Origin of the sequence: Roseateles noduli, from assembly GCF_050626985.1 — a bacterium.
Lineage (GTDB): Bacteria > Pseudomonadota > Gammaproteobacteria > Burkholderiales > Burkholderiaceae_C > Roseateles > Roseateles noduli_A.
This window is the reverse complement of record NZ_CP192463.1, coordinates 5,679,802-5,699,250: the sequence shown is the minus strand read 5'-3', so window position 1 is coordinate 5,699,250 and position 19,449 is coordinate 5,679,802. Positions and strand designations below refer to the sequence as shown.

The following is a 19,449-nucleotide window of genomic DNA, read 5'->3' as shown; positions in this document are numbered from 1 at the left end:
ACCATCCACGCATGAATCCGCCCCGTCATCGCCCGCTCGCCGTCGGTTCGCTGCGCGCCTTCGAGGCGGTCGCCCGGCGATTGAGCTTCAGCGCCGCCGCCGAGGAGCTCTACCTCACCCAGTCCGCCATCAGCCGCCAGATCCGGTCGCTGGAGGAGGAACTGGGCGCCACGCTCTTCCTGCGCGGCACGCGCCACGTCGAGCTGGCGCCGGACGGCAAGCTGCTGCTGTCGGCCGTGGAGCCGATGCTGGAGCGGCTGGACAGCACGGTGCGCCAGATCCGCTCGACGCGGGGCCGGCGCGTCGTCAACGTGACGACCTTCGCCTCCTTTGCGTCGCTGTGGCTGATTCCCCGGCTGGAGGCCTTCCAGCGCGAGCATCCGGACATGGACATCCGCGTCTCGGCGCTGGATCAGCTCGTCGAGATCGACGACAGCGAATTCGACGTCGCGCTGCGCTACGCCGCGCCGAACCGGGTGGCGCCCTCGGCGCAGCGGATGTTCGGCGAGATGCTGACGCCGGTCGTGAATCCCTGGGTCGCCAAGCAGGCGCAGGAGGGACAGGGACCGCCGCTGAGCCAGGCGGCCGACCTGCGCCAGTACACGCTGGCCGAGGAGGACGACCAGCGTCCCAGCGGCCTGTTCCTGAGCTGGCGGCGTTGGCTGGCGCTGCACGGCGCGCCGGACCTGCAGCCGCGGCGCTGGATGTACCTGAACTTCACCTACCAGCAGATCCAGGCGGCGGTGTCCGGCCAGGCGGTCGCGCTGGCCCGGTTGCCGCTGATCTACGAAGCGCTGGAGCGCGGCGAGCTGGTCGAGCCCTTCGGCGAGGCGGGCCGCACCGACTGCCCGACGGTGTACTGGCTCATGATGTCGGAGCACGGGCGGGCGCGGCCCGAGGTCGTCGAATTCGCGCGCTGGATCGGCGAACACGCCGCGCTCACGCGCCGCGCGATCGGCGAGCCCGATCCGCCGGTGGATGAGAACTCGGGCTGAGCAAGAAGGCTTGCGCACTGCCACCGCCGCTGGCCCTCACCCCGCCCTCTCCCGCAAGCGGGAGAGGGGGCAAGAGGAGCCGGTGCTGCGAGTGGAACTGGTCGCACACCCTCTCCCGCTTGCGGGAGAGGGTGGGGGTGAGGGCCAGCGGCGCTCCGGTCCGCTCAGTCAGGGCGCGATGAGTTCGCGCTCGGTCAGCACCACGGTCAGTGCCTGGTCATGCGGCTGGACTTCGAAGGCGGCTTCACAGCAGCTCCATCCAAGACCGATCGTCGTCACGCCGGGGTGCGCCTCGATCCAGCGGTCGAAGTAGCCGCCGCCGTAGCCCAGTCTGAAACCTTCCCTCGTGTAGCCCAGGCACGGCACCAGCAGCACCTCCGGCACCAGCACCGGCCCGGTCGAACTGGGGATGCCGCACTCGTCCTTCACCGTCGGTTCCTGGCCGTCCCAGCGCCGGAACGTCATCGACGCCGGCCCGTGGTCGCCGGCTTTACGCGCGAAGGGCAGGGCCAATTGCATTTCTCCCCCGAGCTTGTGGGTCGAGGCCCAGGCCGCTGCGTTAAATTCCCCCTCCAGGGGCCAATAGAGGCCGAGGGTCAGCGGCTCGAGCTGGCGCAGCAGCGGAAGCAGCTGCTCGCCCAGCTTGTCGGCGGCGAGACGTGCCTCGGCACCGGCCCACCATTCGCGGCGGCGCGCCAGCAAGGCGCGACGCAATTCGCTTCGCTCATGGGGCCAGGTCTTGCCGGTTGTGCCGGCGGCTTCGGGAGCCGTGGGGGAGTCACTCATCGCAGGTCGGCATGAAGTTCGCTCGGATCACTGTAACCGCCCTCGCCTCCGCCACCGTGACCGTCTCGGCCACCGTCGGCGCCCTGGGGGCCGTGGGCGCCCTCTGCGTGGCCGCCGCGGTCACGGCCCCGCCTGCGCTCGCGCAATCGACCACGACCTTCAACGTCGTGCCCAACCCCCTGCCGCCGCTGCCGGACCTGGTCACCGACGCCCGCGAGGCCTGGCGCGTCCGGGACCGCTCGCGACTGGCCGCGATGCGGCAGGTCGCCTTCGACCAGCAGCATCCGCTCGCGCCCTGGTTCGACTACTGGGAGCTGAACGCCCGCCTGTCCGAGGCGCAGCAGCCGGAGCTCAACGCGTTCTACGCGCGCTGGCCGGGCGCCTACGTCGAGGACCGGCTGCGCAACGACTGGCTGCTGGAACTGGGCCATCGTCGCGACTGGATCAACTTCCGCCGCGACCACGCCGCCTACAAGATGCAGGACGACCGCGAGGTCGCCTGCTACGCGCTGCTCGCGGATCCGCCGGGGCGCGACCTGCGAGACGCCGCCCGCGCCGCCTGGTTCGCGCAACGCGACGCGGACGAGGGCTGCAACATGCTCGCGGCCACGCTGCACGAGAACGGCCAGTTCAAGGATTCGGACGTCTGGCGCAAGCTGCGCTTCATCGTCGAGACCAACAAGCCCCGCGCGGTGAAGCAGGCCGGGGCGCTGCTGTCCAAGCCCGACCAGGAGGCGCTGGCCGAGCTGATGGACAAGCCGGACCGTTACCTGAAGCGCAAGGCCGCGGCCTCCCCGCGCGCCAAGGCCGAGCTGACGATGCTGGCGCTGATGCGCCTGCTGGCGACCGACTACGACAAGGCGGACGACGACGTGCGCCGCTGGGCGGCCAAGCTGCCGAACGACCTGTCCGCGTGGCTCTGGGCCCAGTACGGCAGACAGGCGGCGCTGCGGCTGAAGGACGAGGCCAACGAGCATTTCGATCGCGCGATCAAGCTGCAGGCCAAGCTCGGTCCGATCGAATGGAGCGACGACACGATCAGCTGGATGGCGCGCGCCGCGCTGCGCGGTGACGCGGGCGCGAGCCGGCCGGAGCAATTGATCGCGGCCATCGCGCTGATGAAGCCCTCGGACCAGAAGGACATCACCTGGCAGTACTGGCGCGCGAAGGCGCAGCAGCAGCTGGCGCCGACCGGGCCGTCCGGTGACGCCCAGCGCCGCGAAGCCCAGGAGACGCTGCGCGCGATCGCCTCTCCGCTCAGCTTCTACGGCAAGCTCGCCGCCGACGAATTGAAGCTGCGCCTGCCGCTGCCGCCGACGCCCGCGGATCTGACGGCGCCGGAGCGCGCGCAGGGGCTGGCGAATCCGGGCATCCAGCGCGCGCTGATGCTGCTCGCCGTGGGCCTGCGCAGCGAAGGCCAGCGCGAATGGAACTTCAGCCTGCGCGGCCTGTCGGATCGCGAGCTGCTGTCGATCGCGCAGGCCGCTTGCGAACGCGAGCTCTGGGAGCGCTGCATCCAGACCAGCGAGCGGACGAAGACCGAGATCGACCTCGCCCAGCGCTTTCCGATGCCCTACCGCTCGGACGTGTTGAAGCAATCGACGGCGGTGGGCCTGGACCCGGCCTACGTCTACGGCCTGATCCGGCAGGAGTCGCGCTTCATGATGGACGCGCGCTCGCATGTCGGCGCCGGCGGCCTGATGCAGGTGATGCCGGCCACCGCCAAGTGGACGGCCAGGAAGCTGGGCGTCGACTTCAAGCCCGACATGCTGCATGACCGCGACACCAACCTGCGTCTGGGCACCGGCTACCTGAAGCTGGTGATGGACAGCTTCGAGGGCTCGCAGGCGATGGCCGCGGCGGCCTACAACGCCGGCCCGAACCGGCCGCGCCGCTGGCGCGACGGTCCGCAGCTGGACGCCGCGATCTGGACCGAGAACATCCCCATCTGGGAGACCCGCGACTACGTGCGCAAGGTGCTGTCCAACGCGACGATCTACGCGCAGCTGATGGGCCGCGAGCGCGGCATCGTGCTGCGCGAACGGCTCGGCAGCGTCATCGGCCCGGCCGCCGCGTCGGCGCCGGACATCCCGGCCAACGGCACGAACTGACCCCGGCGCGCCGGCGACGGCGCCCTTCCCCTTTGCAGAGAGCTTTCCGCATGCAGCTGATCATCGGCAACAAGAACTACTCGTCCTGGTCGATGCGCCCATGGGTGCTGATGAAGGCACTGGGCATCGATTTCCAGGAGCGGATCGTCCGTTTCGACTTCGCGCCCGACTCGACCTTCTATCGCGAGATCGGCGCGGTCACGCCGACCGGCAAGGTGCCGGTGCTGGTGGACGACGGCCTCGCGGTCTGGGATTCGCTGGCGATCGTCGAGTACTTGGCCGAGCGTTTCCCCAACAAGGCCGTCTGGCCGCGCGACGCCCGCCAGCGCGCGCGGGCGCGTTGCCTCTGCGCCGAGATGCACAGCGGCTTCGGCCAACTGCGCAGCCATTGCATGATGAACATCGACGCCGACCTGACGACCGTCGGTGCACGGCTGCTGCAGACCGAGGCCGGCCTGCGCAAGGACCTCGCCCGCGTCGTGGAACTGTGGACCGACGCGCTGACGCAGAGCGGCGGCCCCTTCCTGTTCGGCGAGTTCGGCGCGGCGGACGCGTTCTTCGCGCCGGTGGTGATGCGGGTGACGCGCTACGGACTGCCGTTGCCCGCGCCGTTGACGGCCTACACGGACGCCGTGCAGGCGGCGCCGGGCGTGCGCGAGTGGATCGCCGACGCGATGGCGGAGAAGGACTTCCTCGACTTCGAAGAGCCCTACCGCGACGTCAGCGGACCGGTACCGGTGCTGAAGGCTTGAGGGTGGATGACGCGGCTACCGCGACGGCTGACGCGGGTTCGGGTTGGGATGCTCCGCTAGGCGCAAACCGGAGCCATAGCGGCGCTATGGCGAGGATTTGCAACGACGCGGCGCGCCCAACCCGGAGCTGCGTCAGTGGTCGCGGCGGCGGCGGACCATGAAACCTGCGGCGAGAAGGCCGCCGAGCATCATGGCCTGGTTCGTGGGCTCAGAGACGAAGGACGGCACGACGGTGTCCGCGCCCTCTTGTTCGTTGACATCTGCCAGCTGCGCGGGGGCGGGCTGGCTCTGCCGGGTGAAACTGGTGTCAGCGGCGACGTGCACGGAGTTCGTGTCCGGCGCTTGCTGCTCCTGCGCCTGGGCGGCGAGACCAATTCCGCCCAGCAGGAGGAGAAGAACAGACTTCATTCAAGATACTCCCTACTGCTATGCCGGCCTGCCTGACTACAACGTCTCTCTCGGTAGTTGGTCTGTTTGAACAGACACTGGTGTGCAGGTGGCATTGGTGAATATACGGATAGAGAGACTACTTTAGCTATCCCCTTCATCGGGGATGCTGCGCCGCAACATGAGTGTTCAGATGTATCTCGTTGGGGGGGCTGTCCGGGACGCCCTGCTGGGACTGCCCGTGCAGGACCGCGATTGGGTCGTGGTCGGCGCAACGCCCAAGTCGTTGATCGACAAGGGTTTTCTTCCTGTCGGCAAGGATTTCCCGGTCTTCCTGGATCCCGTGACCCATGAAGAGGTGGCATTGGCCCGTACCGAGCGCAAGACGTCTGCCGGGTACCACGGTTTCCAGTTCCACACGGCCCCCGATGTGACGCTTGAACAGGACCTGGCACGCCGGGACCTGACGATCAACGCCATGGCCCAGGCGGAAGACGGGACGCTCATCGACCCCTATGGCGGTCGGCGCGACCTGGAGGCGCGGGTGTTGCGGCACGTCTCGGACGCCTTCGCGGAGGATCCGGTGCGGATCCTGCGGCTGGCGCGTTTCGCGGCCCGTTTCGGCGACTTCACGGTGGCGCCGGAGACGATGGCGTTGATGCGCGCCATGGTCGCCGCCGGCGAAGCCGACGCGCTGGTCGCCGAGCGCGTCTGGCAGGAGGTCGCCCGCGGCCTGATGGAAGGCCACCCGGCGCGGATGATCGAGATCCTGCGCGACAGCGGCGCGCTGGCGCGCATCGCGCCGGAGCTGGAGCGGCTGTTCGGCGTGCCGCAGCCCGAGGCGCACCACCCGGAGATCGACACCGGTGTCCACCTGCTGCTAGTGCTGGAGGAATGCGCGCGCGTCGAGGCGCCGCTGCCGGTGCGCTACGCCTCGCTGTGCCACGACCTCGGCAAGGGCACGACGCCCGAGGCGGAATGGCCGCGCCACCTGAAGCACGAATCACGCGGCGTCGAACTGGCGGCGGCGCTGTCGCAGCGCTGGCGGGTTCCGTCGGACTGCAAGGAGCTCGCCGAGCTGGTCGCGCGCGAACACACGCACGTGCACCAGAGCCTCGACTTCAGCGCCGAGGCGCGCCTGCGCCTGATCGAGCGCAGCGATGCGCTGCGCCGGCCGGAGCGCTTCGCCCAGCTGCTGCTGGCCTGCGAGTGCGACGCCCGCGGTCGCGCGGGCTTGCGCGACCGCCCCTACCCGCAGCGCGCGGCGCTGCTGCACGACCTGCGCGCGGTGCAATCGGTCGATCAGGCGGCGATCTCTTCGGCCGCGCTGGCGGCCGGCAAGAAGGGCCCGGCCATCGGCCAGGCGATCCACGAGGCCCGCAAGGCGGCGCTCAAAGCGTGTGAGAGCGATCGCCCGCGCTGAACCCCAGCGCATCGAACCCCTCCCCCGGCGCGAAGCCGATGACCTTGAACAGCTCGCCCATCTCGTGCTCGGCGATCAGCCGGTGGGCCATGCCGCGCTGCGCAAGGTCGGCGCCGCTCATCAGGTCGACCAGGCCGCAGTTGATCAGGAAATTGGCCTGGCTCGTGTAGCCCAGCACCATCAGCCCCGCGTCCTGTCCCGCCAGCGCGATGCCGGTGAAGTTCACGTGCGCCGTGATGTCCTTCTGCCCCGGCAGCGCCAAGGCATCAGGATCGGCCATGTGCAGGTGGTGGCACATCAAGGTGCCGCCGGTGCGCTGCGGGTGGTAGTACTCCGACTCCGGAAAACCGTAGTCGATGAAGAACGCCGCGCCGCGCTTCAGGCGCTCGGCCAGTGTGCGGATGAAACCCTCGGCCTGCGGATGCACCTCGGTGACCGTGCCGGGCACGAAGCCGATGTCGTGCTCCGGCGGCGTCGGCGGGCGCGCGTCGCCGGGCCGGTCGTCGAAGGACAGCGCGCCCTGATCGTCCATCGTCACGCCGCGCCGCAGCCAGTGCTGACCGTCCCAGCGCAGCAGCTCGACGGGGATCGCGTCCAGCAACTCGTTGGCGACCAGCACGCCGTGGATCTCGTCGGGCCAGCGGTCCAGCCATTCGACCCGCGGCGCGAAGCGCGCCAGCCGTTCGGCCTGGCGCTCGCGCAAGGTGCCGGACAGATCGACGATGAAGTACTTCGACACCGGCGTTCCCGCCGCGTCCAGGGTCTCCAGCAGCTGCGCCGCGAGCGCGCCGCTGCCGGCGCCGAACTCGATCACCGTGTCGGTGCCGCTGACCGTCAGCGCCTGCGCGACCTGCCGGGCCAGCGCGCGCCCGAACAGCGGCGACAGCTCCGGCGCCGTCACGAAGTCCGAGCCCTGCTGCGGCATCGTGCCGAACTTGCGTCGCGCGTTGGCGTAGTACCCCACGCCCGGCGCGTACAGCGCCAGGCTCATGTAGCGGTCGAACGGCAGCCACCCGCCGGCGGCGGCGATCTCGTCGCGCAGCAGCGCGGCCATGGCGGGGTCCGTCGCGTGCTGCATCGCGGCAGCCGACGCGCCCCGCGACGACGCGGTCGAAGCCCCCTGCGAGGAACGGGAAGCGCCCTGCACGGGACTGGCAGCGCCATGCGGCGCGGACGCCGCGCCGTTCAGGCGGGCGGAATCAGGCAACTTGGAAGTCATGTGTCGATCCTGGGAAGCGTCGGCTGACCGCGTTCGGCCAGCCAGGCTTCGAATTCCTCGGCGGACATCGCCGGCGCGATCACTTCGCCCTGCAGCTCGTCGCAGCCCCACTCGGCCAGCAGGTGCCATTGCCGCGCGTTGCGCACGCCTTCGGCGCCGACGCGCAGGCCCAGGCCCTTGGCCATCTGCACCATGGCGCGCGTGATCGCGGCCGCGCCGCGATCGTCCGGCAGCACCGCCACGAAGCTCTGGTCGATCTTGAGCTTGTCCAGCGGCAGCCGGGTCAACTGGTTCAGCGCCGTGTAGCCGGTGCCGAAGTCGTCGATCGAGATCGCCAGCCCCTGCGAACGCAGCGTCTGCAGCAGCTCGGGCAGGCGGTCGATCTCCTCGGTGAGCATGCGTTCGGTCAGCTCGAGTTCCAACCACTCGCCGGGCACGCCGGCGGTCTTCAGCACGTGGGCCACCGACTTCGAGAAACTCGCCAGCCGGAACTGCATGCTCGACAGGTTCACCGCGATCGGCACCGACGCGACGCCGCGCTCATGCCAGGCGCGCGTCTGCCGCGCGGCCTCGTACATCACCCACTCGCCCAGCGGCAGCATCAGGCGATGGCGCTCGGCCACGACGATGAAGGCATCCGGCGTCAGCAGCCCGCGCTCGGGGTGCCGCCAGCGCAACAGCGCCTCGGCGCCGACCAGCTCGCCGGTGCGCGCGTCGACCTGCGGCTGATAGAAGAGCACGAACTGGTCGGCCGTCAGCGCCTGCGCCAGCTCGGTCTCGAGCACCAGGTCCGCGTAGGCGTTCTCGGCCATCGCGTGCTCGAAGAAGCGGTAGGTCGCGCGGCCCGCGGTCTTGGCCAGGTACATCGCGGTGTCGGCGTGCTGCAGCAACTCCTCGGGCGACTCGCCATGCTCCGGGTACATCGCCACGCCGATCGACGGCGTCACCGACAGGTCGCGGCCGTCGGCCTGCACCGGCACCTCGACGACGCTCAGCAGCGCGTTGAGCACCGTCTGCACATCCTTGCGCTGATGCACGTCCTCGAGCAGCACGACGAACTCGTCGCCGCCGAAGCGCGCCACCAGGTCGCTGCCGCGCAGGCCGCCGCGCAGGCGTTCCGAGACGGTCCGCAGCACGCGGTCGCCTTCCAGGTGACCGAGCGAATCGTTGACCCGCTTGAAGTTGTCGAGGTCGATGAACAGCAGCGCCGCGCGGCGCGCATGGCCTTGCGAGAGCCGCTCGCGCAGCCGCTCCATGAAGGTCGCGCGGTTCAGCAGGCCGGTGAGCGGATCATGCTGCGCGAGGTGCTGGATGCGCGCCAGCGCCTCCAGGTGCGGACGCAGGTCGCGGACGATCGTCATGCGCAGGCGCTCGCCGTTGCGCCACAGGGTCCGCACGATGAATTCGACGTCGATGCGCTCGCCGCTGCGATGCAGGATCGCCGTCGGGTAGCGGGTCTCCGTGCCGCTCATCATCACGTCGCGCACCGTGTCGACCTGATCCGGCGCGATCATCGACAGGGCCGACCGTCCCACCAGTTCCTCGAGCGTGTAGCCCACCAGCTCGCACAGCGGCGGGTTGACGTCGGTCATCACGCCGTCGCGGTGGAAGACGATGCCCTCCATCGACGCCTGCATGAACTTGCCCATCCGCTCCTCGGAGTCGCGCACGGCCAGCTCGGCCTCGCGGAAGCGGGTGATGTCGGAGATCAGCACGAAGCTGGACTGCACCTCGTCCGCGCCCGGCGGCATGTAGGGGATCAGGTTGACCTCGATCCAGCGCGGGCTGCCGTCCCGGCGCTCCAGTCGCCGCTCGTAGCTGACGCTGACGCGCTCGCGCAGCACGCGCTGCACGTGGGGCTCGATCTCCAGCGAGGCGTCCTCGCCGATGATCTGCGCGAAGGTGCGGCCCAGGACGCTGGCCTCGTCCAGGCCGAAGCTGCGCGCGTACTGGCGGTTGGCGAAGCGGCAGGTGCGCGTGGCCGCGTCGAAGACCGCGATCAGCACCGGCACGTTGTCCGCGAGCAGCCGGAACTGCGCGGCCTGGTCTTCGGCCGAGGGCGCCGGGCAGGCCGGCGGCAGGGGCGGCACCGGCGCGTTCATTCAGTCCGTCCCGACTGTCGAGGACATGGCGGACGGTGCGCTCGCAGCGGCATCGTCCGCGCGCGGCGGCTGCTCGTCCAGCGTCTTCAGCGCGAGGCAGAGGTCCTCCCACGCCCGCGCCTTGTCCGGCAGGTTGCGCAGCAGGTAGGCCGGGTGGTACGTGACCACCAGCGGCACGCCCTGGTAGCGGTGGACGCGCCCCCGCAGCCGGCCGATCGGCTCCTGGCTGCGCAGCAGCTGCTGCACCGCGAAGCGGCCCATCGCCAGGATGATGCGCGGCTGGATCAGTTCGATCTGGCGCTGCAGGAAGGGCTCGCACTGCGCGAGCTCCGACGGATCCGGATTGCGGTTGCGCGGCGGCCGGCACTTCAGCGTGTTGGCGATGTAGACCTGCCGTTCCGGCGTTCCCTCGCCGCGGCTCAAGCCGACCGCACGCAGCATGCTGTCCAGCAGCTTGCCGGCGGCGCCGACGAAGGGCTCGCCCTGCAGGTCCTCCTGCTCGCCCGGCGCCTCGCCGACGACCATCCAGTGCGCGCGCTCGTTGCCCACGCCGAACACGGTGTTCTTGCGCGACTCGCAGAGCCCGCAGGCGCGGCAGGACGCGACCTCGTCGCGCAGGCCGGGCCAGTCGAGGCGGGCGATGGCCTCGCGCGCCAGGCCACGGGCCTGGGCGAGCGCGACATCGGCCGCGGCGGCCGCGGTCACCGGTGCCGCAACGGGGGCGACCACGGTAGGCACAGTCGGCGCGGCGGGCGGGGTCCTCGTCGGTGCTTCCGGCGCGCGGCGCGGCGCGGGCGGCTCCGCCAGGGCGACCTCGGCGTCGACCATCGGCGCGCGGGCCGCGGGCGCCGCGTGGGCGTCAGTCGATCGCGCGGGCGCCACGGCACGTTGCGCGACGAGCGCTGCGGGCGCGACAGGCGCAGGCGCCTCGGTCGACGGCGCCGCGCCGGAAGCGGGCGTCCACAGCTTGAGGCCCATCGCCTCCAGCATCGCGCGTTGACGATCGTTCCAGCTCATGGGGCGGGCTCCATCAGGCGCAGCGTCATCAGGAGGGCATCCTCGCGGCCGTCCGCGCCCGGGTAGTAGCCGCGACGCAGGCCGCTCTGCACGAAGCCGTAGCGCTCGTACAGCCGGCGCGCGCGGACGTTGCTCTCGCGCACCTCCAGCCACACCTGGTGGCAGCCGCGGGCCCGCGCCAGCAGACCCAGCGCGTCGAGCATGCGCCGCGCCAGCCCCTGCCCTTGACGCTCCTGGGTCACGGTGATGTTGAGCAGGTGCATCTCGTCGATCACCTGCATCGCGAGGAAGTAGCCGCAGAGCCGCGCCTGCTCGTCGCGCATGACGAAGCCGGCGTAGCCCGCGGCCATCGAATCGATGAAATTGCCGCGCGTCCACGGATGGCTGTAGGAGACGGCCTCGATGGCCATCACCTCGTCGAGGTCCAGCGCGCGCAGCGGCTGCAGGGATTGCAGCGACGGCGGCCAGGCCAGATCGCGGGGTTGGGCGCTCATCTCGTGTGCGCTCCCTTGGCGTCGACCGCATCGGCCGGGGCGGCCAGGGCGGCGCCTGTAGCGCCTGCCCCCGTGGCGGCTTTGGCGGCCTCGCGCTCGGCGGTGGTCAGGGCCACCTTGTCGCGCACGTACAGCGGCAGCGCGTTGGCGGCGTCCTCCGCAAGGCCCGCATCGAAGGCCTGGCGCGCGAGCGCCCCCAACGCGCGGGCGCGCGAGGCGGTGGTCGGGAAACGCCGGGCCGCGCCGGTCTCCAGCGCGAAGGCGCCCAGCGCCGAGCCGGCGACGATCGTCGGCGGTTCGTCCTGCCACAGCGCGCGCAGCGGGTCGACATCGGTCAGCACCGGCTCGAGGGTCGTCGACCACCGCGCGCCGTTCCAGCGGTAGCGGCCGAGGTAGATCTGGTTCATGCGGGCGTCCATCGCGACCCACACGTCGAGCGGCGCCACCACGGGGAGAGTCGCGGGGTCGGTCGCGGGATCGATCGTGCGACCGGCCGCGGACCCGCCCGCATCGTCGCCCGCGGCGATCAGCTGCTGTCGCGTGTCCTCCGCGACCAGCATCAGGCTGTCCAGGGCGAGCACCGGCTTGCCCGCGCCGAACGCGAGGCCCTGCGCCACCGAACACGCGGTGCGCAGCCCCGTGAACGCGCCCGGCCCGCGGCCGAAACCGACCGCATCCACGGCGGCCAGCGGCAGGCCGGCCTGCTTCAGCAGCGCCATCACGTCGGGGACCAGCCGCTGGGAGGCCTGGGCCCCGCCATCGGCGTCCACAAAAGCATCATGGCCCTGGCCAACGAGGGCCAGAGCCATGTGTTCGGTCGAGCTATCCAGGGCCAGCAACACGCTCATGGCTGAAGTGTAGTGGCCCGGGACGTCGCGGGGCCGGGAGATCCCCCGGCTCCGCGGGGCGCGATGTCGATCAGGAATCGGCCTGGAAGGCCGATCAGAACGAGTAACCCAGCGACAGCGTGTACACCACCGGACGGAAGTTGATGTCCGTGTGCAGCTCTTCCACGCCGTCCTTGGTCGTCGTGAACGAGCGCATCTTGCTGCGCACGTCCGCGTAGGCGACCGTCGCGTTCAGCGACCACTGCTTCGTGTACGCCACGGTGAAGCCCGCGTGGGCCGCCAGGCCCCACGAGTTCTCCAGCGTGATGCGGGTCGGGCCGCCGCTGATCGCGTCGCCGGTGGGCGTGCTGCGCTTCTTCTCGAAGTAGGTGTAGTTCACGCCCGCGCCGACGAAGGGATGGACCTTCGGGATCCATTCGCCGAGGTGGTAGTTCACGAACACCGTCGGCGGCATCTGGCGCACGACCGCGATCTGGCCGGCGTTGGCGAGCACGCCGTTGCCGTAGATCTTGTGCGACGGCGGGATGCCCAGCGCGATCTCGCCGCTCCAGCGCGGCGCGAAGCGGTAGGTGTAGCCGAAGCCCGTGGTGGTCGCGTCACCGACGCGGATCTGCGCGCCCGGCGCCGGGAACTGCTTGCTGCCGCCTTCCAGCGGCGCGGCCTTGCTGTTCACGTCGATGTGGGCCAGGCCCAGGTAGACCGTGTGCGTGCCGACCGCCGGCTCTTCGGCGCGGGCGGCGCCCGCCAGTGCCATCAGCGAAGCGGCCAGGATGAGGGTGATGTTCTTCTTCATGAATGATGTCTCCGTGCTGGTCGTCGGCGATTACGGCTGAGCAGCCAGGACCGATTGGAAGAAGCCGCGCGCCAGCGCATTGCAGAACGGCGGAACCAGCGTGCCGTGATAGGCGCCCTGCACCGCTGCCGCACCGGCCGCGCCACCGCCCGCCGCGGCGGACGTGGCCGCCTTGGCTTGTGCGAAGCCGCCCGCGATCGTCGCCGCCGTCACCTGGCCGGCCCAGGCCATCGAGGCCGAGCTTTCCAGGTTGGACGCCGGGTACAGCTTGCCGCGCGAGGCGAAGTCGGCCTGCGCCTGGGCGGTGTTGGTGAAGAACACGGTCGGGTCGCCCGAGCCGCCGCACAACGCGACCGGCGCCTTCGGCGTCCAGCCCAGCAGCGTGTTGGTCTGCAGCGCGGTGCGGAAGTTCGAGGTCGGGTACGCGGTCTTGAACGCGGGGTTCAGCAGGCCACCGGTGCCGAACAGGTTGGTGAAGGTCGGGTCGTTCGGCAGCTTGCCTTCCTGGATCAGCGTGGTGATCGACTTCTTCGACGGGAACAGCGTCTCCGCGGTCGCGGCGAACTGCGCGGCGTACACGTCGGTCGGCGCCGAGTAGATGTTGCCGTAGGCCTTCTGGTAGCTGGTCAGCATCAGCGGCAGGAACAGCGTCGCGCCGGCGTTGACCGGGCCGGTGTTGACGATCTGGTCGCTGAAGCCGACCAGGTTGTACGGGCCGGACATCGGCGCGGCGGCGGTGACGGGGAATTCGGTCGCGTAGTCGCGCTCCATCACCTTCTGCGTCGCCATCGCCACGTGGCCGCCTTGCGAGTAGCCGGCCAGCAGCAGCTTGGCCGACGGCTTCACGGCGCTCTCGGCGGCCAGGTGGGTCCGGGCGGCGCGCATCGCGTCGATCATCTCGATCGCGGATTGCTCGGCGTTCAGGTAGGTCGTGTACTGCAGGCCCGAACGGTCGTAGCCGAGGTAGTTCGGCGCCACGACGATGAAGCCCTGGGCGGCGTAGAACGCCGCGACCAGCGAGCCTTCGGCGTTGTTCTGGATGTCGGCGATGTTGTAGGCCTGGTCCGTCGTCGTGCCGTGGGCATAGAGCACCACCGGGCGGTTGCCCGTGCAGGCGGCGCCGGTGCCGGCCGGCACCAGCACGGCGGCGGAGGCGGTGGCCGGCAGGCCCTGGGGATCACGCGTCCAGTAGTAGACGTAGCGCACGTCCACGTCGCAGGCGGCCTTGCCGCTGATCGCCTGCACGCCCTTCGCCGCGGTGCCCACGTCGATCTGGGCGGCGGTCGCCGCGCCGGCCTTCAGGCCCAGTTCCAGCGTGCCGCGCGCCGGCGGCGGATCGTCGCTCGAAGGATTGCTGCCGCCGCCGCAGGCGCTCAACATGGCCACGGCGGCCAGCGTCAGGCTGGCCAGTTTGAATTGGCTGTTCATTCGGACTTCTCCAGGGGTTGTCTCCGTCGTCTGCACCGTCCCGGCGATCGCGGTCGGCACTAAATCGAACGGTCGTTCGTTTTTCTCAGGGGTCACTTTAAGCGCACGTCAGCCGGCGCTTACAAAAGGAAAACCCTGACAAGCCACAGCATGCCAGGGTCGTTGGAACGACGGACGCACAACCTGACCCCATCGAGGCGCGGTTGCAACACTTCCGTCATCAGACTGCGCGCGATGCGCGCGTCAGGATCGGCCTCAGAACGGGTTGTTCGTCGCCCGGTTGATGGCCTGCGAGGCCATGTTGTTGTGCATCACCGGACCGACCAGGCGGTCGCTGGCCCACATGTGCGTGGCCGAGGTGGCGTTGGCCACCAGCGTCTTGTCGGTGCAGATCGGCGGCAGCGAGCTCGCCAGGCAGGCGGCGTCCGTCGAGTTGGACGCGGAGTACAGCGTCGGGAACCGGCTCATCGTGCCCATCAACTCATCGGTGAGGATGAGGCCGATGTAGTGGCCGTCGTTGCGGATCTTCAGCCGCATGCCGGCGTTGAAGCGGCTCGACAGCTCGGTCAGCAGCGCGGCGCGGTCGGTATCGGCGTGGACCGCCTTCTCACGGATCGCGAACGGCGACAGGCCCATGTCCTGCATGGTCGACAGGATGATGCGGCCGTCGGCGTCGACGATGCGGTTGACCTGCGCGGCCAGGGCCTCGCCGCGCGCCTGCGCCGCGTTGCCCAGCGTGCCGGCGTCCTGCGCCGGGTACTGCGCGTACAGCTCGAGCACGTCGTTGGCGCCGGCCAGGATGGTGACCAGGTCCTTCGAGTTGAAGCCGTCGAGCGCGAACTGGCGGTCGATCTGCGCCGCGACGTCGGCGACCTTGGCGCCGGCCGCGGCGTACATGCGCGCGGTCGGCGTGGCCAGCTTGTCCGGATTGCATTCGGCGAACACCAGGCCGAAACGCGCCGCGACCTGCTGCGTCCACACCTGGTTCAAGGTGCAGGTCACGGCCGCGGTGGTCGCGTCGGTCCCGTTGATCGAGTACTTCGTGCCGTCGGTGCGGATGGTGCTCGTCTCGTCACCGAAGGCGATGACGCGCGTCGCGCGGAAGGGGTCGATCTGCTCGCCGCCGCCGCCGCAGGCGGCCAGCATCGCGGTCGCACCCAGCAGCACGGCCAGGTGGCGCTTCACACTCTTCATGAACTCTCCAAATCTCGAAAACTCAGCGGGGCGCGAAGGCCGCCGCCGCGCGGGACAAGCGGTCCCGCACCCCATCCCAGGCGGCCTCTTGCGGAGGCGCCTCGATCCAGATCTCCGTCGCGCCCGCCGCGTCCAGCTCGCGCAGGACCGCAAACAGCTGACGCGCCGCCGCGCGCGCCTGGGCCGGCATGGCCCGGTGCAGCGCCGGCGCGCCGGTCCCGGCGAAGGACGAGCGGGAATATACCGCCAGCCCCGCCGGACGGTCGCCCGCCAGCGCGGCGCGTAACGCTTCCGAGCCCATCAGCCGGACCGTCGCCCGCGGCGCGTAGTGCGCAGCGAGTGTGCCCGACGCGCGCGGCGCCTGTGCGTCGGGCGCGTGTAAAGCGAGGCCCGCGGCGGCTTCCAGCTGCGCCGGCGTCAGCACGCCGGGCCGCAGCAGCACCAGGCCGCCGCGGCTGACGTCGACGATCGTCGATTCGATGCCGACCTCGCACGGACCGCCGTCCAGCACGGTCAGGCCGGGGTCGAACTCGTCGGCGACGTGCGCGGCGGTGGTCGGGCTGACGCGGCCGAAGCGGTTCGCGCTCGGCGCGGCCAGGCCCTCGACGCCGAGGGCCCGGCACTCCGCCATCAGCGCGCGGAAGACCGGATGCGACGGGCAGCGCAGGCCCACCGTGTCCTGCCCGCCGGCGGCCGCCGCGGCGATGCCGGGCACGCGGCGGACGATCAGCGTCAGCGGGCCGGGCCAGAAGGCCTCGATCAATCGGTGGGCGACCGGCGGCAGGTCCTGCCCGAAGACCCGGGCGCCCTGCTCGTCGAGCACGTGCACGATCAGCGGGTGGTCGCTGGGGCGGCCCTTGGCGGCGAAGATCTTGGCGACCGCGTCGTCCTGGTCGGCCCGCGCCGCCAGGCCGTAGACGGTCTCGGTCGGCACGCCCGCCAGTTCCCCCGCGGCGAGCACGCGCGCGGTGGCCCGCACCGCCTCGGGCGATTGGCCGTCGAGCACCTGGAAGCCGGACTCCGTCATCACGCCTTCACCACGTCGTTACCCGCGTCGCTACCCGCTTCGTTCTCTGCATCATCGCCCACGCCCTCGGCCTCACCACGCCTCGGGCAGGCCGAGGAGCGCGCAGGCGCGCCGGGCGCTTGCGCGGGCGTCCTCGGCGGTCGCGCCGATCACGTTCAGGTGGCCCATCTTGCGGCCATGGCGCGCCTGCGCCTTGCCGTACAGATGCAGTTCGGCGCCGGGCAGTGCCAGCACGCCGGCCCAGTCGGGCGTCCGTTCCCGGCCTTCCGCGTCGAACCACAGATCGCCCAGCAGATTCAGCATCACCACCGGCGAATGCAGGCGCGGCTCGCGCAGCGGCAGGCCGGCCATCGCGCGGACCTGCATCTCGAACTGCGAGACGTCGCAGGCGTTCATCGTGTAGTGGCCCGAGTTGTGCGGGCGCGGCGCCATCTCATTGACGACCAGGCGGCCGTCCTTCAGCACGAAGAACTCGACGCACAACACCCCGACGTAGCCCATGCCGGTCGCGATCGCGGCGGCCGAGCGGCGCGCCTGCGCCTGCAGCGCGTCGTCCACGTCGGGCGCGGGCACCTCGGTCACGGCGAGGATGCCGTCGCGGTGCAGGTTCTGCTGGACCGGGAAGGTCACGACCTCGCCGTCGGAGCCGCGCACGACCAGCACGCTCAGCTCCAGCGCGAGCGGCAGCATCTGTTCGAGCACGCAGTCCACGCGGCCAAGTTCATCGAAGGCGGCGGCGAGCTGCGCCCGGTCGGCGACGCGGCGCTGCCCCTTGCCGTCGTAACCGAGGCGGGCGGTCTTGAGGATGCCGGGCAGCAGCGTGTCCGGCACCGCGGCCAGATCAGCGGCGGTGTGCAGCACCGCGTACGGCGCGCAGGGCACGCCGCTGGCGTCGAAGTGGGCCTTCTCGCGGGCGCGGTCCTGGCAGACCGCCACGGCGGACGCGCCGGGCGCGACGACGCGCACCCGGGCCAGATGCTCCAGCGCGCGGGCGGGCACGTTCTCGAATTCGGTGGTGACCGCGTCGCAGCGGCGGGCCAGGTCGTCGAGTGCCGCCGGATCCAGGTAATCGGCCTTCAGGTGGTCCTGGGCGACGGCCCCGGCGGGGCTGGACGCATCCGGGTCCAGCACCACGCAGCGGTAGCCCAGCGCCTGGGCGGCGTGGACGAACATGCGGCCGAGCTGGCCGCCTCCCAGCACGCCCAGCGTCGCGTCACCCGGCAGCAGCGGCATCAGCGCAGCTCCTCGGTCATCGCGGTCGCGGCGGCGGTCTGGCGCTGGCGGAAGGCGTCCAGCTTCGCGCGCAGGTCCGGGTTGTCGCGGGCCAGCACGGCCACGGCGAACAGCGCCGCGTTGCCCGCGCCGGCGTTGCCGATGGCGAAGGTCGCGACGGGGATGCCCTTGGGCATCTGCACGATCGAGTGCAGCGAATCCACGCCCTGCAGGTGGCGGCTGGCGACCGGCACGCCGAGCACCGGCACGAGGGTCTTGGCGGCCAGCATGCCCGGCAGGTGGGCGGCGCCGCCGGCGCCGGCGATGATCGCCCGCAGCCCGCGGCCTTCCGCCTGCTCGGCGTAGGCGAACATCTCGTCGGGCATGCGGTGGGCCGAAACGACCCGTGCCTCGAACGGCACGCCGAACTCGGTGAGAATGTCGGCGGCGTGCTTCATGGTCTCCCAGTCACTGCTGGAGCCCATCACCACGCCGATGACGGGGGAGATGTCGGGAGTGGTGGCGCTGCTCACGGGTCGGTCCTCGATTGTCAAATCGTGAAACCTTGAATTGTAGGCGGGGAGCCTCAGGTGCCGTTCTTGCCGTTCCTGTTCCGACTGGATCGCGTCGCCGCCCGCTCCCGCCCTGCCCCACCATGACCGACATCACCCTCCAAAACTTCGAAGCCGACCTCCTGCAGGCCTCCATGCAGCAGCCGGTGCTGCTCGACATCTGGGCGCCGTGGTGCGGCCCCTGCCGCACGCTGGGGCCGATGCTGGAGAAGCTGGAAGTGGCCTACGCGGGCCGCTGGAAGCTGACCAAGCTCAACAGCGACGACCAGCCGGAGATCGCCACGCAGCTGAGCCAGGCCTTCGGCGTGCGCTCGATCCCGTTCTGCGTGATGTTCGTCGGCGGCCAGCCGGTGGACGGATTCGTCGGCGCGATCCCGGAGGCGCAGATCCGCGAGTTCCTCGACCGCCACGTGCCGACCGGCGAGGCGCTCGAGGCCGAGGAGGACCTGGCCGAGGCGCAGGCGCTGCTCGAGGAAGGCGACGCCGACGGCGCGCTGGAGAAGCTGCAGGCCGCGGTCATGGCCGATCCGAACAACGAGGTCGCGCGCTTCGACCTGATCCGCGCGCTGCTGGAAGACGACCAGCTCGAACACGCCAAGGCGGCCTTCGCGCCGGTGGCGCACCAGGCGGCGGACACGATCACGCCGCACGCGAGATTCAAGGCGCTTGCCGCCTGGATCGCTGCCGCCGAGCGTGCCGAGCAAGGCCTGGACCCGGCCGCGCTGCAATCGGCGATCGCCAACAACAAGCGCGACTTCGACGCGCGCTTCGCGCTCGCGCAGGGCCTCTTCGCCGGCCGCGACTTCACCGGCGCGATGGAAGAGCTGCTCGAGATCATCATGCGTGACAAGACCTGGAACGACCAGCTGGCGCGCAAGACCTATGTCGCGATCCTCGAGATCATGACCAAGCCGGTGCAGGCGGCGCACGGCGCTGCCGCGCCGCAGGCCGGCGGCCTGCAGCTGTCGGGCCACAGCACCGTGACCCCGGCCGACCCGCTGGTCGACCAGTACCGCCGCAAGCTGAGCATGGCGCTGTTCTGACCTGACCCCACAGCCCTCCCGAGCCCTCCCCCGCAGTCCCCGGTAG

18 protein-coding genes are annotated in these 19,449 nt (G+C 70.8%); 5 read left to right on the top strand and 13 right to left on the bottom strand.

Annotated features, from left to right (window positions below; translation table 11 throughout):
* The first annotated feature begins 11 nt into the window (after nucleotides 1-11).
* Complete coding sequence (locus ACQ4L4_RS24890; RefSeq protein WP_377157978.1) at nucleotides 12-995, top strand: LysR family transcriptional regulator; 984 nt, start codon at nucleotides 12-14, stop codon at nucleotides 993-995.
* 168 nt (nucleotides 996-1,163) lie between these two features.
* Here ACQ4L4_RS24890 and ACQ4L4_RS24885 read toward each other — a convergent pair whose 3' ends face one another.
* On the bottom strand, nucleotides 1,164-1,781 hold the full coding sequence (locus ACQ4L4_RS24885; protein WP_377157979.1) for a 5-formyltetrahydrofolate cyclo-ligase: 618 nt from the start codon (nucleotides 1,779-1,781) through the stop codon (nucleotides 1,164-1,166).
* 11 nt (nucleotides 1,782-1,792) lie between these two features.
* Between ACQ4L4_RS24885 and ACQ4L4_RS24880 the strand changes: the two genes are divergently transcribed.
* Together ACQ4L4_RS24880 and ACQ4L4_RS24875 are read left to right on the top strand one after the other, a co-directional pair.
* Nucleotides 1,793-3,892, top strand: a complete 2,100-nt coding sequence (locus ACQ4L4_RS24880; protein WP_431101476.1) for a transglycosylase SLT domain-containing protein — start codon at nucleotides 1,793-1,795, stop codon at nucleotides 3,890-3,892.
* Between the two features lie 50 nt (nucleotides 3,893-3,942).
* On the top strand, nucleotides 3,943-4,644 hold the full coding sequence (locus ACQ4L4_RS24875) for a glutathione S-transferase family protein (protein WP_431101475.1): 702 nt from the start codon (nucleotides 3,943-3,945) through the stop codon (nucleotides 4,642-4,644).
* A 132-nt stretch (nucleotides 4,645-4,776) separates the two neighbouring features.
* Here the strand turns inward: ACQ4L4_RS24875 and ACQ4L4_RS24870 are convergent, their stop codons facing one another.
* Nucleotides 4,777-5,052 (bottom strand): hypothetical protein, encoded by a 276-nt coding sequence (locus ACQ4L4_RS24870; RefSeq protein ID WP_377157982.1) that lies wholly within the window; start codon nucleotides 5,050-5,052, stop codon nucleotides 4,777-4,779.
* A gap of 172 nt (nucleotides 5,053-5,224) precedes the next feature.
* Here ACQ4L4_RS24870 and ACQ4L4_RS24865 point away from each other — a divergent pair, with 172 nt between their 5' ends.
* Entirely contained in the window at nucleotides 5,225-6,454 is a 1,230-nt protein-coding gene (locus tag ACQ4L4_RS24865; protein ID WP_431101474.1) for a multifunctional CCA addition/repair protein, read from the top strand.
* On the opposite strand, the gene ACQ4L4_RS24860 is transcribed toward ACQ4L4_RS24865, so the two are convergent.
* The 11 genes from ACQ4L4_RS24860 to purE form a co-directional block, all read right to left on the bottom strand.
* A complete protein-coding gene (locus ACQ4L4_RS24860; RefSeq protein WP_431105012.1) occupies nucleotides 6,423-7,532 on the bottom strand; it encodes a class I SAM-dependent methyltransferase in 1,110 nt (369 codons plus the stop codon). The two genes, ACQ4L4_RS24865 and ACQ4L4_RS24860, sit on opposite strands and share 32 nt — an antisense overlap.
* Nucleotides 7,533-7,669: 137 nt before the next feature.
* Nucleotides 7,670-9,775 carry a putative bifunctional diguanylate cyclase/phosphodiesterase gene (locus ACQ4L4_RS24855; RefSeq protein ID WP_431101473.1) on the bottom strand — a complete coding sequence of 702 codons (2,106 nt, stop codon included), beginning with the start codon at nucleotides 9,773-9,775 and terminating at the stop codon, nucleotides 7,670-7,672.
* A complete protein-coding gene (locus tag ACQ4L4_RS24850; protein WP_431101472.1) occupies nucleotides 9,776-10,792 on the bottom strand; it encodes a uracil-DNA glycosylase in 1,017 nt (338 codons plus the stop codon).
* Nucleotides 10,789-11,286, bottom strand: a complete 498-nt coding sequence (rimI, locus tag ACQ4L4_RS24845; RefSeq protein WP_431101471.1) for a ribosomal protein S18-alanine N-acetyltransferase — start codon at nucleotides 11,284-11,286, stop codon at nucleotides 10,789-10,791. Before rimI ends, ACQ4L4_RS24850 begins: the two co-directional genes overlap by 4 nt.
* Nucleotides 11,283-12,134, bottom strand: a complete 852-nt coding sequence (gene tsaB / locus ACQ4L4_RS24840) for a tRNA (adenosine(37)-N6)-threonylcarbamoyltransferase complex dimerization subunit type 1 TsaB (RefSeq protein ID WP_431101470.1) — start codon at nucleotides 12,132-12,134, stop codon at nucleotides 11,283-11,285. The genes rimI and tsaB overlap by 4 nt, the downstream gene beginning before the upstream one ends.
* Before the next feature lie 94 nt (nucleotides 12,135-12,228).
* Nucleotides 12,229-12,927: an OmpW/AlkL family protein gene (locus tag ACQ4L4_RS24835; protein ID WP_431101469.1), complete on the bottom strand. Its 699-nt coding sequence runs from the start codon at nucleotides 12,925-12,927 to the stop codon at nucleotides 12,229-12,231.
* Nucleotides 12,928-12,957: 30 nt separating this feature from the next.
* Nucleotides 12,958-14,355, bottom strand: coding sequence for an alpha/beta hydrolase family protein (locus ACQ4L4_RS24830; protein ID WP_431101468.1), 1,398 nt, complete (start codon nucleotides 14,353-14,355; stop codon nucleotides 12,958-12,960).
* Nucleotides 14,356-14,610: 255 nt separating this feature from the next.
* The gene (locus ACQ4L4_RS24825) at nucleotides 14,611-15,549 is read right to left on the bottom strand and encodes an SGNH/GDSL hydrolase family protein (protein ID WP_431101467.1); all 939 of its coding nucleotides are present in this window, start codon (nucleotides 15,547-15,549) and stop codon (nucleotides 14,611-14,613) included.
* A gap of 22 nt (nucleotides 15,550-15,571) precedes the next feature.
* Nucleotides 15,572-16,576, bottom strand: coding sequence for an L-threonylcarbamoyladenylate synthase (locus tag ACQ4L4_RS24820; RefSeq protein ID WP_431101466.1), 1,005 nt, complete (start codon nucleotides 16,574-16,576; stop codon nucleotides 15,572-15,574).
* A gap of 72 nt (nucleotides 16,577-16,648) precedes the next feature.
* Nucleotides 16,649-17,809: a 5-(carboxyamino)imidazole ribonucleotide synthase gene (locus tag ACQ4L4_RS24815; protein WP_431101465.1), complete on the bottom strand. Its 1,161-nt coding sequence runs from the start codon at nucleotides 17,807-17,809 to the stop codon at nucleotides 16,649-16,651.
* Nucleotides 17,809-18,273, bottom strand: a complete 465-nt coding sequence (gene purE, locus ACQ4L4_RS24810; RefSeq protein WP_431053118.1) for a 5-(carboxyamino)imidazole ribonucleotide mutase — start codon at nucleotides 18,271-18,273, stop codon at nucleotides 17,809-17,811. The genes ACQ4L4_RS24815 and purE overlap by 1 nt, the downstream gene beginning before the upstream one ends.
* 170 nt (nucleotides 18,274-18,443) lie before the next feature.
* On the opposite strand from purE, the gene ACQ4L4_RS24805 reads away from it, so the two are divergent.
* Nucleotides 18,444-19,403 (top strand): tetratricopeptide repeat protein, encoded by a 960-nt coding sequence (locus ACQ4L4_RS24805; protein ID WP_431101464.1) that lies wholly within the window; start codon nucleotides 18,444-18,446, stop codon nucleotides 19,401-19,403.
* Nucleotides 19,404-19,449 lie beyond the last annotated feature (46 nt).

Bases quoted from the DNA above. Each gene is read 5' to 3' on its own strand.
- ACQ4L4_RS24885 (WP_377157979.1), bottom strand. From the start codon at position 1,781: ATGAGTGACTCCCCCACGGCTCCCGAAGCCGCCGGCACAACCGGCAAG.
- ACQ4L4_RS24860 (WP_431105012.1), bottom strand. From the start codon at position 7,532: ATGCAGCACGCGACGGACCCCGCCATGGCCGCGCTGCTGCGCGACGAG.
- ACQ4L4_RS24865 (WP_431101474.1), top strand. From the start codon at position 5,225: ATGTATCTCGTTGGGGGGGCTGTCCGGGACGCCCTGCTGGGACTGCCC.
- ACQ4L4_RS24880 (WP_431101476.1), top strand. From the start codon at position 1,793: ATGAAGTTCGCTCGGATCACTGTAACCGCCCTCGCCTCCGCCACCGTG.
- ACQ4L4_RS24835 (WP_431101469.1), bottom strand. From the start codon at position 12,927: ATGAAGAAGAACATCACCCTCATCCTGGCCGCTTCGCTGATGGCACTG.
- rimI (WP_431101471.1), bottom strand. From the start codon at position 11,286: ATGAGCGCCCAACCCCGCGATCTGGCCTGGCCGCCGTCGCTGCAATCC.
- ACQ4L4_RS24825 (WP_431101467.1), bottom strand. From the start codon at position 15,549: ATGAAGAGTGTGAAGCGCCACCTGGCCGTGCTGCTGGGTGCGACCGCG.
- ACQ4L4_RS24850 (WP_431101472.1), bottom strand. From the start codon at position 10,792: ATGAGCTGGAACGATCGTCAACGCGCGATGCTGGAGGCGATGGGCCTC.
- ACQ4L4_RS24890 (WP_377157978.1), top strand. From the start codon at position 12: ATGAATCCGCCCCGTCATCGCCCGCTCGCCGTCGGTTCGCTGCGCGCC.
- purE (WP_431053118.1), bottom strand. From the start codon at position 18,273: ATGGGCTCCAGCAGTGACTGGGAGACCATGAAGCACGCCGCCGACATT.
- ACQ4L4_RS24870 (WP_377157982.1), bottom strand. From the start codon at position 5,052: ATGAAGTCTGTTCTTCTCCTCCTGCTGGGCGGAATTGGTCTCGCCGCC.
- ACQ4L4_RS24820 (WP_431101466.1), bottom strand. From the start codon at position 16,576: ATGACGGAGTCCGGCTTCCAGGTGCTCGACGGCCAATCGCCCGAGGCG.
- tsaB (WP_431101470.1), bottom strand. From the start codon at position 12,134: ATGAGCGTGTTGCTGGCCCTGGATAGCTCGACCGAACACATGGCTCTG.
- ACQ4L4_RS24815 (WP_431101465.1), bottom strand. From the start codon at position 17,809: ATGCCGCTGCTGCCGGGTGACGCGACGCTGGGCGTGCTGGGAGGCGGC.
- ACQ4L4_RS24805 (WP_431101464.1), top strand. From the start codon at position 18,444: ATGACCGACATCACCCTCCAAAACTTCGAAGCCGACCTCCTGCAGGCC.
- ACQ4L4_RS24875 (WP_431101475.1), top strand. From the start codon at position 3,943: ATGCAGCTGATCATCGGCAACAAGAACTACTCGTCCTGGTCGATGCGC.
- ACQ4L4_RS24855 (WP_431101473.1), bottom strand. From the start codon at position 9,775: ATGAACGCGCCGGTGCCGCCCCTGCCGCCGGCCTGCCCGGCGCCCTCG.
- ACQ4L4_RS24830 (WP_431101468.1), bottom strand. From the start codon at position 14,355: ATGAACAGCCAATTCAAACTGGCCAGCCTGACGCTGGCCGCCGTGGCC.